This window comes from Roseovarius lutimaris, from assembly GCF_900115165.1.
GTDB lineage: Bacteria > Pseudomonadota > Alphaproteobacteria > Rhodobacterales > Rhodobacteraceae > Roseovarius > Roseovarius lutimaris.
Genome location: NZ_FOVP01000002.1, coordinates 1 through 15003, shown reverse-complemented (window position 1 = coordinate 15003; position 15003 = coordinate 1). Strand labels below are relative to the sequence as shown.

The window sequence follows — 15003 nt, the reverse complement described above, 5'->3', positions numbered from 1 at the left end:
ATAGGCGCGAAAGAGGGGGCTATGATATGCAACGTTTTCTGAGCATCCTAGCGATTCTTGGCCTTGCGGCAGGGAGTGTACAGGCGCTTGAGCCGCGCGATGGCTGGGTGGTGCATGACACCGGCAAGTCCTACGGCGATCTTGTCGAGGCGCTGCGTGACGCTGTCAAAACCGCACCTATTGCAATCGTCACTCAGGCGAGCGCGTCGGATGGCGCGCGCGCTCAGGGTCACGAGATTCCGGGGAACCGGGTCTTTGGGCTTTATCGCAACGATTATGCCCGCCGGATGCTGGCCGCGAGTGTCGCATCGGGCATCGAAGCACCGATTCGCATTTATGTGACCGAAGACGCTGATGGCACCGCGAGCCTGAGTTACCGCACGCCAACGGCGGTCTTTACCCCCTATTTCGATGAGGGCGGCGACACTCTGCGCGATCTGGCCGCCGAATTGGACGGAGTTTTCGAAACTGTCGCAAAAGCCGCCATTGCAGAGTGATTTTCGGGCAAACTATCGCTGAAACCGCTCGCGTTGGGCGGGTTTGCGCCGATTTTGCAGCACCTTAAGCGTGAACCCCTGCCTGGTGTTCGTCACATTCGTTAAAGACTCGATAACGTATTGGTGAAGTGCCTCGCCGACGTGTTGCTGGCGTGTCAAATAGCTGGCTAGCTGATTAAGACGTTACTGCCGAAAGGATATCGGGCCATGCGCAATGATCAATTTGGGTACGAAATGACCGTATCATCGCCTGTCGCCGCCCAAGCGTGGGATAGGATGGTGCTGGCGTTTCTGGCCCATGCCGCGAGTACGCCTGAACATCTTGGCATGGTTCTGAAAGAGGCGCCTGATTTTGCCATGGCCCATGCGGTCAAGGGCATGTTCTTCCTGATGCTGGGGCGCCGAGAGCTTATGGAAACCGCGCAAGAAGCCTATTCTGCGGCTTTGGCGGGCGCCCAAAGGATCACGCCGAACGAGCGTGAAATGGGCTATGTACGCGGGCTTTGTGCATGGCTTGCGGGGCGACCAAGCGAGACCATCCACGAGATGGAAGCGATCCTTGCGCGCTGGCCCGAAGATGCGATGGCGATGAAGATCAGCCACGCCACCCGGTTTATCCTAGGGGATGGCAAGGGCATGCGCGCCTCGGTCGAAGCGGTTTTGCCGGCTTATGATGCCAAACATCCGGCGCGCGGCTATCTGTTTGGCTGTCACGCGTTCACCCTTGAGGAAACCGGCGAATATAGCCGCGCCGAAACCGCCGGGCGCCTTGGGCTGAGCCTGTCGCCGGATGATGCCTGGGGTCTGCATGCGATGGCGCATGTGTTTGACATGACCGGCAACGCGCGCGCGGGCCTGAGCTGGCTTGACGGGCGCGAACATGCCTGGGCGCATTGCAACAACTTTCGCTATCACGTGTGGTGGCACAAGGCCCTGATGCACCTTGATCAGGGCGAGATCGACGTGGTGTTCGACCTTTACGATACTGAAATCCGCAGCGATAGAACCGACGATTTCCGCGATATTTCCAATGGCAGCGCGCTTTTGATGCGGCTCGAACTTGAGGGCATCAATGTCGGCGACCGCTGGGAAGAGCTTGCCGATATATCCGAACGCCGCACCGAAGATGCCTGCCTTGTCTTTGCCGATCTGCACTACCTCATGGCGCTTATCGGGGGCGAGCGGACCGAAGCCGTCAAACGTATGATGGCGCGCCTGCAACGCGATGCCCGCACAACCACCGCCGATGAGATGAAAGCGCGCCTGGCAACACCCGGCCTATCGGCCGCAACAGGGCTTGAGGCCTTCGGGGAAGGGGATTACAAGACCGCGTTTCTTAACCTTGGACGGGCAAGACGATCCATGCAACTTGCTGGCGGCAGTCATGCACAACGAGACGTGTTCGAACGCCTGACAATCGATTCTGCGATTCGTGGCGGGTTCCTTGATGATGCAGAGGTCATTTTGCAGGAACGCCTGACACAGCGCGCTGGCCGACTGGATGCCTATGCCAGTGCCCGCTTCGATCTGATTGCCGAGTCCAAAGGTGACTGGAAACAGGCAGGCCGCCTTCCGGCCGAATAAGCGCTTATTTTCCACAAAAGGAGCCGACACCGCATGACGAGTGTTGCCGATCCGGCCATGACCAATAGCCGTCCAACCCAGGCCGTTGCCGCTCCCGTGGCGTCGACCCGCGATATCCGTCTGGATTTCTTTCGCGGGATCGCGATGTTCATCATCCTGTGTGCCCATACCCCGCGCAATTTCTTCACAAGCTGGATTCCGGCCCGCTGGGGCTTTTCCGACGCGACCGAGATTTTCGTGTTCTGCTCTGGCATGGCGTCGGCCATCGCCTTTGGGCGCACCTTTGACCGCGCGGGTTTGCCCTTGGGTACGATGCGCGTGGGGCACCGCGTCTGGCAGGTTTACTGGTCACATATCTGCATGTTTTTCGCCATCGCCACATTGTTGGCGGCGATTGATCATTTCGGCAATTTCGACAAGACCTATATCGGCTCGCTCAATCTTTGGAAGTTCTTTGATGATCCCGGCCCGGAACTGGTGGGGATATTCACCCTGACCTATGTGCCGAATTATTTCGACATTCTGCCGATGTATATGGTGATCCTGGCGATGATGCCGCTGATCATGGCCCTGAGCCGTGTAAACCTCTGGGCCGTGGCGGGGATCATCGCGCTGATCTGGCTTTTCGCGCAACGCTCGGTGCTAGAGGGGCTTGGGCTAAGCGATATGCACCTTGGTTTCCCGGCCGAGCCATGGTCGGATCGCAAGTGGTTCTTCAACCCCTTCGGCTGGCAGCTTATCTTTTTTACCGGATTTGCCTTCATGCGCGGTTGGATTCCGAAACCGCCGGTAAACCGGACGCTGATTATCGTGGCCGCAGTTGTGGTTGTTGCCAATATCCCGTTCTCCAACATCGGCATAAGAGAGTTTGGCTTTGACTGGGCGCGCAGCTGGCGGATCGACAATCGCGGGCTGTTCAACAAATCCGACTTTGGCATTCTGCGATATGCGCATTTCCTTGCGCTTGCCTATCTGTGCTGGGTCGCGGCCGGCGAAGGCGGTGCGCGCCTCAAGGTCGCGGGCGACGGCACGCTTGCGCGGCTCTGGCGCGGCCTTTTGGCAATGATCCTCAAGGTTGGCCAGCAATCACTTGCGGTCTTTGTCTTCTCGATGTTCTTCGCGCGCCTCTCGGGCTTTGTAATGGATCAGATCGGGCGCAATACCTGGAACATGACGCTGGCCAACTTCATCGGCTTTGGCGCGCTGATTGTGGTGGCCTATTCAGTGGCGTGGTTCAAATCCCACCCATGGAGGGTCGCGAAATGAATCGGCGTGACCTATTGAAATCCGTCGCGGCCTTCGCGCTAAGCCCTGCCCTGGCGCGCGCCGATGACGTGGCCACGACACCCTTTTCCAAAGAGGGGTTGGTTGATCTGGCCCGCGACATCGCGCGCAAACCCTATGCCAAACGCGCGACCGTGCCGCAGGCCTGGCGTGAAATGTCCTATGACGAATACCGCTCGATCTGGTTCAGAAGCCGCGACGCGATCTGGTCGGATACGGATTATCCGCTGCGCGTCGATCTGTTTCATCCGGGCCTGTATTTCCCCAACACGGTTGAGGTGAACCTTGTCGAGGATGGCCAGAGCCGCGTTTTGCCGTTCGATTTCAGCCTGTTTGACAAGACCGATACCGCGCCGGACCTGCCGCTTGACGGACATCTTGGCTATTCCGGGGTTCGTCTGCGCGCCGAGCTTGAAAAGCCGGGCATTTTTCAGGAATACGCGGTGTTTCAGGGCGCCAGCTATTTCCGGGTGATTGCGCGCGATCTGGTTTACGGGCTGTCGGCGCGCGGGCTTGCGGTGAACACCGCCGCCCCCGAGGGCGAGGAATTTCCCGACTTCACCCGGTTCTGGATCGAACGCCCCGCCATGGGCGCGACCACGCATAAGATCCATGCGTTGATGGAAAGCGCGTCGGTGACCGGCATCTATCATTTTGCCCTGCGTCCCAACGGCAAGGCGACCGATGTCGATGTAAGTTGCACGCTGTTCCCACGGGTCGAGCTAGGCAATATCGGGATTGCGCCGCTGACCTCGATGTTCTTTTTCGATGAAACCAACCGCAACCGGTTTGATGATTTCCGGCCTGCGGTCCATGACAGTGACGGGCTCAGCATCCTCAATGGCCGGGGAGAGATGATCTGGCGACCGTTGGCCAATCCGCGGGACGTGCAGATTTCAAGCTTTGTCGATGAAAATCCGCAGGGCTTTGGCCTTGCACAGCGCGAGCGGCGGTTTTCCGACTTTGCCGATCTTGAGGCGCTTTATCACAAGCGGCCCAGCCTCTGGATTACCCCCGGCGAAGATTGGGGCCGGGGTGCGATCACGCTTGTGGAAATCCCCACCGACAAAGAAATTTACGACAACATCGTCGCCTATTGGCGCCCGCGCGATCCGCTGGCGGCCGGAAGCGAGCACAGCTTTAGCTATCACATGACCTGGGTCGATCAGATCGAGACCAAAAAACCGGTATCGCAGGTTCTCAACACCCGGATCGGCAAGGGCTTTACCCACGGCGAGAAAAAGGTCGTGGCGATTGATTTTGCCCCGCATGAGGCGCTTCCCGATGACCTTGAGGATCTAGTGATCCACGCAAGCTCGAACCGGCTTGAGGTGTCCGAGGGGCTGGTTCAACGCAACCCGGATACCGGCGGCCCCCGGCTTGCGTTTTCGTTTCAACCCGGCGATGTCACGGCGGCGGAATTGCGCGCGCAACTGTTTTATCAGGGCCGGTCTGTGACCGAGGTGTGGTTATACCGATGGACCGCCTGACCGCCTTTCCAAGGTCGGCGCATATGCCGCCGCCAAGCCCGATGGCCCACCCGGTTCAGAGCCTGCGCCGTGCGCACCGCGACCCGCGCGCGCCCGGTTGGGTGCCGGTCGGGCGCATCTGGTTGCGGCGTGCGGCGGCTTTTTTGCCGGCCATCGCCACCACAGGGGCGCTTGGCTTGGCCTTTGCCGACTGGCTGTCGACCGGGGGCATGTGGTGGCTTGAATGGGTGCTTTTGGCGCTGGTGGTGGTGACGTTTTTCTGGATCGCTCTGGCGGTGGGCACCGCGATGCTTGGGCTGGCCTGTTTCGTGATGCGCAAGACCAAGGGCGCGCGAGGGCATCCGACGCCGATGAACGTTGCCCTTTTGGTGCCGATCTATAACGAAGACCCTGCCGAGGTGTTCGGCAATGCCTGCGCCATGGTGATGGCGTTGAATCACGCCAAAACCGCGCATAAATTCGACCTCTTTATCCTCAGCGACACCCAGGACGCCGCCATCGCCATGGCCGAACAGCGCGCCTTTGCCACGCTGCGCGCCGCGCTGCCGCCGGGGGCCGGGGTCTGGTATCGCAGGCGCGTTCAGAACACCGAGCGCAAGGTCGGCAATATTGCACAATGGCTGGAAAACTGGGGCGCTGCCTATGCCGCGATGGTGGTGCTGGATGCCGATAGCCTGATGAGCGCCGAGGCGTTGATTCGCCTCAGCGATGAAATGGCCGCCGACCCATCCGCAGGCCTTATTCAATCGGCCCCGCTTGTGGTCGGGTCGGATACCCTGTTTGGCCGGGTGCAGCAATTCTCGGCCTCGGTCTATGGCACCCTGCTTAGCGAAGGCCTCGCCGGTTGGACCGGTCCAGAGGGCAATTACTGGGGTCACAACGCGATTCTGCGCACCCGCGCCTTTGCCGATTGTGCCGGCCTGCCACGGATGCCGTCGCTTTGGGGTAAGGGAAATCTGATCCTGAGCCATGACTTTGTCGAGGCCGGGCTTTTGCGCCGGGCCGGTTGGGCGGTGCGCTTCATGCCCTCGATCGGCGGCAGCTATGAAGAGCCGCCCGCGACCCTGATTGATTATGCCCTGCGCGACCGCCGCTGGTGTCATGGCAACCTGCAACACCTTGGCCTTTTGGGCACGCGCGGTTTGCATGCGGTGTCGCGCTTTCACCTGCTGCATGGCGCCTTTAGCTATCTTTTGTCACCGGCCTGGTTTGGGCTTTTGGTGATCTGGGCGCTGTTGGGGAACGGACCCGATAGTGTGATCACCTATTTCTCGGCCGAAAACCCGCTCTATCCGATCTGGCCCGAGATGAGCCGCGTTAGCTCTGTTTTGATCCTGCTGTTCATGTACGGCATGTTGCTTGCGCCCAAGCTGATGGGGGCGGCGGCGCTTGGCCTTGCCGAGGTGCGGATCGCGCGGTTTGGCGGTGGGGTGCGGTTCGTGTTGTCGCTTGTGGCCGAGATCGCCCTGTCGATCCTGTTTGCCCCGATCATGATGGTGCAACAACTGGTGGCGGTTCTGCGCACGGTGATCGGCATCCGGCCAACATGGTCGCCGCAGGCCCGCAAGGGTGGTAGCTATGGCCCGCTAACGGTGCTCAAGTTCCATGCGGTTGAAACCCTGAGCGGGGCGTTGCTTGGGATTGGCATGCTGGCGGGGATGGTCTCGATCTGGCTTTTGCCGATCACGATAAGCCTTGTGTTGGCGGTGCCTTTGTCGATGATATCGGGCGTTCGACTTGGGTCACGACGCGGCTTGCGCCACGTGATGGCGACGCCGGAAATGCTGGAGATGCCGCCGATCCTGACTCTGGCGCGCTCGCATCGCATGCTGTTTCATGAGACAATCCAGACGCCTATCGCGGCGGAATAGGGTCGGTTTTGGGCGGTGCCCGACGCGGTCATTCAACCTGGGCAAACCTGCGATGAAGGGCGCTATCTCACTTGTCCGCGCGCTCCGCCAGTGTTTCCAATTGCCCCATGCGCCAAAGCTGTACCTCGCGCGCCAGCCGCAGCGTTGGTTTCACGCAGAAAAAGAAGGATCCGACAATGAAAAGCCAGATCGCTTCGGTCTCGTAGTCTGACCAGAGAAACAGAACCGACCCAACCAGAAAACAGATCGCCGCCATGAAATCCACGACTGTGTGTGCGATTTCATAAGCGGCATAAATCCTGCGAGTATCCGCGTTGCGCTCTCGGTTGCGATGGTCGAACAGGCCCATTGCGCCGCTCCCTTTGCCTCGGATATGGCCAAGGTAGACAGCCTATCCTGCACGCGCAACTCAGACCAGCCGATCCTTCGGTTCCTTGCCTGCAAAAAATGCGTCGAGGTTATCAAGCGCCCGGAACCCCATCGCGTCACGCGTGGCGCGTGTGGCGCTGCCGATATGGGGCAGCATGAAGATGTTGTCATGCGCCGCAAAGTCGGGGTTGCCGCCGGGTTCGACCTCAAAGCAATCAAGCCCTGCGGCGGCGACATGCCCGGAATTGAGGGCCTCAAGCAGGGCCGACTCGTCGATCAGGGCGCCGCGTGCGGTGTTGACGATCACGGCACCTACCGGCAGGCGCGCCAGGCGTTCGGCGTTCAGCAGCTTTCGGGTGTCCGGCGTCGCGGGACAATGCAGCGACAGGAAATCAGACACCTCAAGCAGGCTGTCAACATCGGCGTGAAAGATCGCCCCGGCCTCATCCTCGGGCGAGAGGCGCGAGCGGTTATGGTAATGGATTTCCATGTCAAACCCACGCGCCTTGCGCGCGAAGGCACGACCGACCCGGCCCATTCCGACAATCCCGATACGCGCGCCGGTTACCTGTTTTCCGACCATGAAGGACGGTGACCAGCTATCCCAGGCGCCGGTGCGTACAATCCTGTCGCCGGCGACCGCATGACGCGCAGCACCCAGCATCAAGAGCATGGCAATCTCGGCGGTGGCATCCGATAGAACATCCGGCGTGTTTGTCACCACAACGCCATGCGATTCAAGCGCGGGCAGGTCGCAATGATCGACCCCGACCGAATGATTGGCGACGATCTTCATGCGCGGATCAAGCTGTGCCACGACCTCGGCGCTGAAATGCTCGGAATGGCAAGGGATCATGCCCTCGACACGGGCGCTCATCGCGATGATATCCTCGGCGCTGCCGGGGGTGTCGTCCTCGTTCAGGATGACCTCGTAGTCGCGGCGCGCGCGGGCCAGTGTCGCATCCGAAAGGCGCCGCGGAATCCAGATAACAGGCTTGTCCGACATATCAGCTATTGTCCTTGCTGGAGGTTACGAAGTCATATGCCGCAAGGCCAGCCGTCAGAAGCGTCACGATCCAAAGGTCAATTTCGCCGATCTTGCTGGCGAGAATGTAAAGAAATCCCGCGAAAACCGCAAAGGCGAAGAGGGCAAGGAATCTGTTCATGTGTCTGTCCTTTCGTTAAGCGCCGGCCTCGGTCAGCCAGCCTTGAAACCAGTTTGCATTCCGTAAAAGCCGCCCGTCATTGCCGCGTGCGGCGACAAGCTGAATCCCCATCGGAAGCCCGTTTTCCGCAGTAAACGCGGGGATGGTGATCGCGGGCGTGCCCACGAATGTCCAAAGCCCGTTGAAGAGCGCGCTTCCGGTGAACTCAAGCCCCTCGGGCGCGGGGCCCATGGCGGCGGGGCAGATGATCGCGTCACAGCGATCGAAGATCTCGTCAAGCCCGGCATAAAGCACGTCACCCCAATCAAGTGCCGCAAGATAATCGCGCGCCAGAATGGCGTTGCCCTTACTCAGCGCCTCAAGCGTGAGGGGGCCAAGTTGCTCAGAGCCTTTGTTGCCATAGCTGTAATAATAGCGGGCCATCTCGGCAAAGTTCACCCGCTCGCGCAGCATGGCGGCATCGCCAAAGGGCGCGGGAAGATCAACCTCGAACATACGGTCGCCAAGGGCCTCGGCCAGTTCGGCAAAGGCGGCGTGAAGCTCGGGGTCGGCGTCGTCCCAGCCGGGCGGTTTGACGAAGGCAAAGATCGGCTTGATCGGTGGGTCCGACCTCGCGATCTCAAGCAGGGGCGGCGCCGGTTCGGGGCGGGTCGCCGGATCGGCCTCGTCATAGCCAAACAGCACCTGGGACAGAAGCGCGGCATCGGCCGGGGTGCGGGCAAAGACGCCGACCGTATCGAGGGTCGGCGATTGCATCAGAACGCCGGTGCGCGGGATCGCCCCAAAGCTGGGTTTGAACCCGGTGATCCCGCAGTAAGACGCCGGGCGAATGATCGACCCGCCGGTCTGTGTGCCAACCGCGAGGGGCACCATGCCGTCGGCCACCGCCGCCGCAGAACCCGAAGAGGAGCCACCAGGGCTGTGCGCAAGGTTATGCGGATTGCACGTCGGCCCGGCCTGCATGAAGGCCAGCTCGGTCGTGACCGTCTTGCCCATGATGATTGCGCCGGCCGTCTTGAGCTTTTCGACGATAGTGGCATCCCTGACCGGCACCCGGCCCTTGTCGAGAACACAGCCGTTTTCCGTCGGAATTTTCGCGGTGTCGATGATGTCCTTAAGCGCCACCGGCAAACCATGCAGCGGCCCGATGGCGCGCCCGGTCTGGCGGTGGATATCAAGTTGGCGCGCCTGATGGCGGGCAAATTCGGGATCAAACCATGCCCAGGCGTGTACTTCGGGTTCGCGGGCCTCGATCCGCGCAATCGAGGCCTCGACCACGTCCAGCGCGCTAAGCGCACCGGTCGCCAGACGCTCGCGAAGGGTGCAAGCGTCCAGCATCAGGATATCGGCCTTATTTGCCATACATCAGCTCCGGCAGATAAAAGACGATCTGCGGGAAGATGTACATCATCGCCATGGCTATGAAGACACAGAACAGGAAGGGCATGACGCCCGAAAAGATCTGCGTCAGCTTGATTTCCGGCGGCGCGATGCCCTTCAGATAATAGGCTGACATCGCCATTGGTGGCGTTAGGAAGCTGGTCTGAAGGTTAAGCGCGACCAGAATGCCGAAGAACAGCGGGTCAATCTGAAAGAACGCCAGCAACGGCAGGAAGATCGGCACGAAGATGATGATGATCTCGGACCATTCCAGCGGCCAGCCCAGAAGGAAGATAATCAGCTGCGCAAGCAACAGGAACATCAGCGGGCTAAGGTTCAGGCCCTGAACGAACTCTGAAATCAGATGCTCGCCGCCAAGATATGAAAACACGGCCGAGAAGGTGTAAGAGCCAACAAACAGCCAGCACACCATCGCGGTGGTCCGCACCGTCAGATAGACGCTTTCGCGCATCCGCTGCCAGGTCATCGCACGATAGACAAAGGCAAGGAAGATACCGCCCAATGCACCGATCGAGGCCGCCTCGCTTGGGGTGGCAAGACCAAACAGGATCGAGCCAAGCACAGCAAGGATAAGAAAGGCCAACGGCACAAGCGACGTCAGGATCATGATGAAAAGCTGCGACTTGGGAATGTCGGGCACTTCTTCTTTGGTCGGGCGCGGTGCGACCGACGGCTGAAGGATGGAGCGACCGATGACGTAGATGAGGTAAAGCGACACCAGCGTCAGACCGGGCAAGAGCGCCGCCGCATAAAGGCGGACAATCGACACGTTCGAGGCCGCCGCATAGACGATCAGCATGATCGACGGCGGGATAAGGATACCAAGCGTCCCGCCCGCACAGATAATGCCACTGGCGAACGACGGATCATACCGCGCCTTGAGCATCGCCGGCAGCGCCAGAAGACCCATCAGCGTGACAACCGCGCCCACGATGCCGGTTGCGGTGGCGAACAGGGCACAGGTGATAAGCGCCGCAACCCCCATCGAGCCGGGCATGTTCTTGGCGGCGATATTGAGCGTGGAAAACAGCCGGTCAACGATATTGGCGCGCTCGACGATATAGCCCATGAACAGGAACAGCGGAACGGCGGTCAGAACCTCATTCGACATGACCGTGAACGTCTGGTTCACGAACAAATCGAATATTCGGTTGTTGAATAACCCCTCTATCCAGAGGCTCGTTGAATCAAGCCAGCCGGTATCGTCGGCCATCCGGTCAAAGCTGCGCCACATCCGGCGCGCGTCGAAATAAGCGTAATAGCCAAAGCCAATGCCCATGGCCATCAGCGTAAAGGCAATCGGAAAGCCCAGAAACACGAAGATGATGAACAGGCCCAGCATCATCAGGGCGATTTGGGGATCGGTCATGGATGTGCATCCTTCTCGGCCTCAGAGGCCTTTTGCATCAGCAGGTCTTCGGTCTCAAAGACGTCTTCATCGGCGGGAAGCCATTCATTGGTGCGCATGCAGTGAATGCAGCGGCAAACCTGGGCGATACCTTGAATGAACAGCAAAAGACCGGCGACAACGATGACGGTCTTGAATTGATAGATCGGCACACCGGCAGGGCTGTTGACCGAAACTTCGCCGTAAGACCATGATCGTGCCGCGTATTTCCATCCAGCCAGAACCAGCGCGATAACGCCCGGAAAGAAAAAGATGATATAGAGCACGAAATCAATCTTTGCCTGATTGCGCGGCTGCCAAAGCCGATAAAGAAAATCGCCCCTTACATGCCCGCCCCGTGAAAGGGTATAGGCCCCACCCATCATGAACAGCGTGCCATACATGATGAAAGACACATCAAGTGCCCAGGCGGTCGGATTGTTAAAGATATAGCGGACGACAACCTCATATCCGGTGCCAACGGCCATCAGGATGATGAGCCAGGCAAAGGATTTGCCAAACCAGGCCGACAGGTTGTCGGCAAAACGTATGAAATTAATCACACGAGCCCCCTTTCAGTTGAAAAGTGGCCCCGGCGCGTTTGTCGCCGAGGCCTTGATCACGTCAGATTTTACTCTGAGATCACATTTTAAGCTTGCCGGGGAAGTAGTGATTAAACGCAAGCGTATAATCCGGCGAGTTCATAAGCTCATAATAGGTGACCTGCTCGACCCAGGCGCGCTGGCTGTCGAGAGTTTTCTTCATGAACGGATCTTCTTCAAGCTGCGGGATCAGTTTATCCCAGGCCTCAAGTTGACCGGCAAGGATGCTTTCCGAGGTGCGGTGCACATTCACGCCGGCCTCTTCCTGCAGCCATTTCAGGTCTGCCGAATAACGGCGCATCGCTTTTGCGGTGTTCGCGGTCGACGCCGCTTCAACGCCGTACTTCAGGATCGCCGCAAGATCGGGATCAAGATCTTCCATCGTGAGACGGTTGAAGAGGAATTCGAAGCTTTCCGACGCCTGGTGATAGGATGACAGATAGTAGTTTTTGGCGACGTCATGCGCGCCAAAGTCTTTATCTGACGACGGGTTGTTGAATTCGAACGCGTCGATCACGCCACGCTCCATCGCGGGAACGATTTCGCCGCCCGGAAGCTGTGCCACAGACATACCCATGGATTGCAGAAGATCAGCCGCCAGACCCACGGTACGGTATTTGAAGCCGTCCAGGTCTTCGACGGTGTTCACTTCGCCTTTGAACCAGCCAAAGGGCTGTGCGAACATCGGGAAGCCAAGATAGCCGTCAACGTCCATCCCGAGGATGTCTTGTGTCAGCTCGTCGTAAAGCGCCTTGCCGCCGCCTTCATAGAACCATGACAGCATCGTGGTTGCCGAGCCGCCGAAAACCGGGCCGGTGCCGAACAGCGACGCCGCTTTGTTTTTGCCGTACCAATAGACCGGCACCGAGTGCGCGATATCCAGAATACCATCGTTCACCGCGTCCAGAACCTGGAACGCCGCAACAACGGCACCTGCGGGCAGAACATCGATTTTCAAACGGCCGCCGGACATTGCTTCGACGCGATCGGCATAATCCTGTGCAAATTCTTGCCAGATGTTGCCCGCACCCCAGGATGTTTGCATTTTGAGAACGATCGGCGCTTGCGCCAATACGGCCGGAGCTGCCAGCGTGCCTGCTGCAGCGGTCCCGGCAAAGGCCGCGCGCTGCAGGAACGAGCGCCGGTCCAATTTTGCCTTGTCTGTCATGGTTTCCTCCCATTACGTTCACTTGCGATTAATCGCATTTTGATGGCGAGCCGATAGAACCGCAAAAGTCGATTCGACGTAAGGCGGATCGCCACGCCTGCGCGATGTTACTGGTTATGGGATCAAAGACAAGCATTCTGGTAAGAATGTTTGACCAACTGAGCTTATTTTTCGGGCACTTGGACTGTTTCACCTGTAAAATCACCCGAAATTCGCAGAAACTGCGAGCTCTTAAGGTGATTTCAGATGAGTCCAGATACATCCATGGGCGTATTGTTTTCAGCGATACAATCACGGCGCGCAGGTCATTTGATCCCGGCATTTTTGGTTGCCGGGTTTCGGCGGTGCTTGAACACCGATGCGGCGTTCAATAATGTTCGCGACAGTGTCCTTCAAACGGCGGGATCATGTAGTCGAACCCAACAGCCAGGGCCGCCCTTACCCGGTGTCAACACGCAGTGAAATAGAGGGTCTGATCGCCCGCGTTGGTTTGGGGGACCGACGGGCATTCTCGATGCTCTATGATGCAACCTCTGCGAAACTCTTTGGGGTTCGCCTTCGTATATTGAATAACCGCGCCGAAGCAGAAGACGCATTGCAAGAGGTCTTTGTCAGAATCTGGCAAAGATAAGACAACTATGCCGTCAATGGGTATAGTCCGATGACCTGGCTCATTACGCTTGCGCGCAACCTTGCGATTGATAAACTGAGCGCCCGCAAAGCAACTGCTGTCGATATCGACGAGGTCCAGGATCTTCGGGACGGTGGGCCAACCCCGCAGGGACGGGTCAGAGAGCTGAACGACCAATTCCGTAGCACAGGTCAGCGACTTTTCCTATGTGTCCACGTGGCAGGGCTTTATCTATGTGGCCTTCGTCATCGACACGTTCGCTGACCGCATCGTCGGATGGCGGGTCTCGCGGTCTGCCAAAACTGACTTTGTGCTGGATGTTCTGGAACAGGCCTTACATGATCGACGGCCAGTTCAGAAAGGCGGACTGATTCATCACTCGGACCGCAGCGGGCAATATTTATCCATTCCTACACAGAGCGTTTGGCCGAGGCTGGCATCGAACCGTCGGTGCCGCTATCGTTATCATGCTGCGCAGCCTGAAGATGCCCGGAATGGCGCAGGCTGTTGGCGATCTCATCGAACAGGGAGCGCCTGCATTCGATGCATCCGTCCCTATACTCTCGCAGTTGCTCAAGGCAGAGATGGCTGAACGAGAGGTGCGTTCAATCGCATACCACATGAAGGTCGCGCGCTTCCCAGCCTACAAGGATCTTTCCGGCTTTAGCTTCTCCGCCAGCGAGATCAATGAGGCTCTCGTACGCCAACTACAACGGTGTGAGTTCATGGACGCCGCTGAAAATGTGGTCTTAATCGGTGGGCCAGGCACGGGTAAAAGCCACGTTGCGACTGCTCTCGGCATCCAAGCCATAGAACATCACCGCAAACGCGTGCGCTTCTTCTCGACGGTCGAACTGGTCAACGCGCTGGAACAGGAAAAGGCCCTCGGCAAGGCTGGAAAGATCGCTGAGGCACTGGTGAAGACAGACATCGTGATCCTCGACGAGCTGGGCTACCTGCCGTTCAGCACATCAGGCGGTGCGCTGCTGTTCCACCTGCTGAGCCGATTCTATGGGCGTACCGGCGTCATCACCACCAACCTCAGCTTCAGCGAATGGGCAACGGTCTTTGGTGATGCCAAGATGACCACTGCGCTGCTCGATCGGCTCACCCACAGATGCCACATCCTCGAGACCGGCAATGACAGCTACCGCTTCAAAGCCAGCTCTGAGATTGCGAAACAGAAAAGGAAGGAGACACCACCATTGACCACATCATGACGAACAAAGCATAACGACTGAGCGGGTCAAATCTCGGTGACAACACCGGGTCATGTATGGATACCCCCGTTCGCGCAAGATGGTTTTTCGACATAGTGACGTGTGATCGGGTGCGGTCATGTATCAGGCCTGTTGTGCGGCAATCAAATGACCGCTGGCCGGTATGGAGCTGCGCGGCTTTGATGCAAAATCAGTTCTGCGGGCTCTTGGCCCATTGACCCGGATGCGTTTTCAAAACCGTCGTCACCGATCTTTTGTCCTTCCTGTCTATGACCTCCTCACACGCCGACTTCCACTACTGACTACTCGATACAATCAAGCTGCTGTCAGACG

The 15003-nt window shown here is 58.6% G+C and carries 14 protein-coding genes and 1 pseudogene; 8 read left to right on the top strand and 7 right to left on the bottom strand.

Annotation, left to right across the window (positions count from 1 at the left end; translation table 11 throughout):
• The first annotated feature begins 26 nt into the window (after positions 1-26).
• The 5 genes from BMZ91_RS01720 (at position 27) to mdoH (ending at position 6726) form a co-directional block, all read left to right on the top strand.
• Positions 27-497, top strand: coding sequence for a DUF302 domain-containing protein (locus tag BMZ91_RS01720; RefSeq protein ID WP_092833671.1), 471 nt, complete (start codon positions 27-29; stop codon positions 495-497).
• A 207-nt stretch (positions 498-704) separates the two neighbouring features.
• A complete protein-coding gene (locus BMZ91_RS01715) occupies positions 705-2081 on the top strand; it encodes a tetratricopeptide repeat protein (protein WP_092833669.1) in 1377 nt (458 codons plus the stop codon).
• A 33-nt stretch (positions 2082-2114) separates the two neighbouring features.
• Entirely contained in the window at positions 2115-3347 is a 1233-nt protein-coding gene (locus tag BMZ91_RS01710; RefSeq protein WP_092833667.1) for an OpgC family protein, read from the top strand.
• Positions 3344-4855, top strand: a complete 1512-nt coding sequence (locus BMZ91_RS01705; RefSeq protein WP_092834110.1) for an OpgD/OpgG family glucan biosynthesis protein — start codon at positions 3344-3346, stop codon at positions 4853-4855. The genes BMZ91_RS01710 and BMZ91_RS01705 overlap by 4 nt, the downstream gene beginning before the upstream one ends.
• Positions 4843-6726 (top strand): glucans biosynthesis glucosyltransferase MdoH, encoded by a 1884-nt coding sequence (mdoH, locus tag BMZ91_RS01700; protein ID WP_177193760.1) that lies wholly within the window; start codon positions 4843-4845, stop codon positions 6724-6726. The genes BMZ91_RS01705 and mdoH overlap by 13 nt, the downstream gene beginning before the upstream one ends.
• A 67-nt stretch (positions 6727-6793) precedes the next feature.
• On the opposite strand, the gene BMZ91_RS01695 is transcribed toward mdoH, so the two are convergent.
• The 7 genes from BMZ91_RS01695 to BMZ91_RS01670 form a co-directional block, all read right to left on the bottom strand.
• A complete protein-coding gene (locus BMZ91_RS01695) occupies positions 6794-7075 on the bottom strand; it encodes a YrhK family protein (RefSeq protein ID WP_092833665.1) in 282 nt (93 codons plus the stop codon).
• Positions 7076-7135: 60 nt separating this feature from the next.
• The gene (locus BMZ91_RS01690; RefSeq protein WP_092833663.1) at positions 7136-8101 is read right to left on the bottom strand and encodes a 2-hydroxyacid dehydrogenase; all 966 of its coding nucleotides are present in this window, start codon (positions 8099-8101) and stop codon (positions 7136-7138) included.
• Position 8102: 1 nt separating this feature from the next.
• A complete protein-coding gene (locus BMZ91_RS21335; protein ID WP_177193759.1) occupies positions 8103-8261 on the bottom strand; it encodes a hypothetical protein in 159 nt (52 codons plus the stop codon).
• Positions 8262-8276: 15 nt separating this feature from the next.
• Positions 8277-9623, bottom strand: coding sequence for an amidase (locus tag BMZ91_RS01685; protein WP_092833661.1), 1347 nt, complete (start codon positions 9621-9623; stop codon positions 8277-8279).
• Complete coding sequence (locus tag BMZ91_RS01680; protein WP_092833659.1) at positions 9613-11031, bottom strand: TRAP transporter large permease; 1419 nt, start codon at positions 11029-11031, stop codon at positions 9613-9615. The genes BMZ91_RS01685 and BMZ91_RS01680 overlap by 11 nt, the downstream gene beginning before the upstream one ends.
• Positions 11028-11612, bottom strand: a complete 585-nt coding sequence (locus tag BMZ91_RS01675) for a TRAP transporter small permease subunit (RefSeq protein ID WP_092833658.1) — start codon at positions 11610-11612, stop codon at positions 11028-11030. The genes BMZ91_RS01680 and BMZ91_RS01675 overlap by 4 nt, the downstream gene beginning before the upstream one ends.
• 79 nt (positions 11613-11691) lie before the next feature.
• Positions 11692-12819: a TRAP transporter substrate-binding protein gene (locus tag BMZ91_RS01670; protein WP_092833657.1), complete on the bottom strand. Its 1128-nt coding sequence runs from the start codon at positions 12817-12819 to the stop codon at positions 11692-11694.
• A gap of 358 nt (positions 12820-13177) precedes the next feature.
• Here BMZ91_RS01670 and BMZ91_RS21710 point away from each other — a divergent pair, with 358 nt between their 5' ends.
• The 3 genes and pseudogenes from BMZ91_RS21710 to istB all read left to right on the top strand — a co-directional run bounded on the left by BMZ91_RS21710 (position 13178) and on the right by istB (position 14670).
• Positions 13178-13450, top strand: a complete 273-nt coding sequence (locus tag BMZ91_RS21710) for a sigma factor (RefSeq protein ID WP_425441528.1) — start codon at positions 13178-13180, stop codon at positions 13448-13450.
• A 190-nt stretch (positions 13451-13640) separates the two neighbouring features.
• A pseudogene (locus BMZ91_RS01660) lies at positions 13641-13903 on the top strand (DDE-type integrase/transposase/recombinase); the annotation flags it as partial.
• A gap of 14 nt (positions 13904-13917) precedes the next feature.
• Positions 13918-14670 (top strand): IS21-like element helper ATPase IstB, encoded by a 753-nt coding sequence (istB, locus tag BMZ91_RS01655; protein ID WP_092833656.1) that lies wholly within the window; start codon positions 13918-13920, stop codon positions 14668-14670.
• Positions 14671-15003 lie beyond the last annotated feature (333 nt).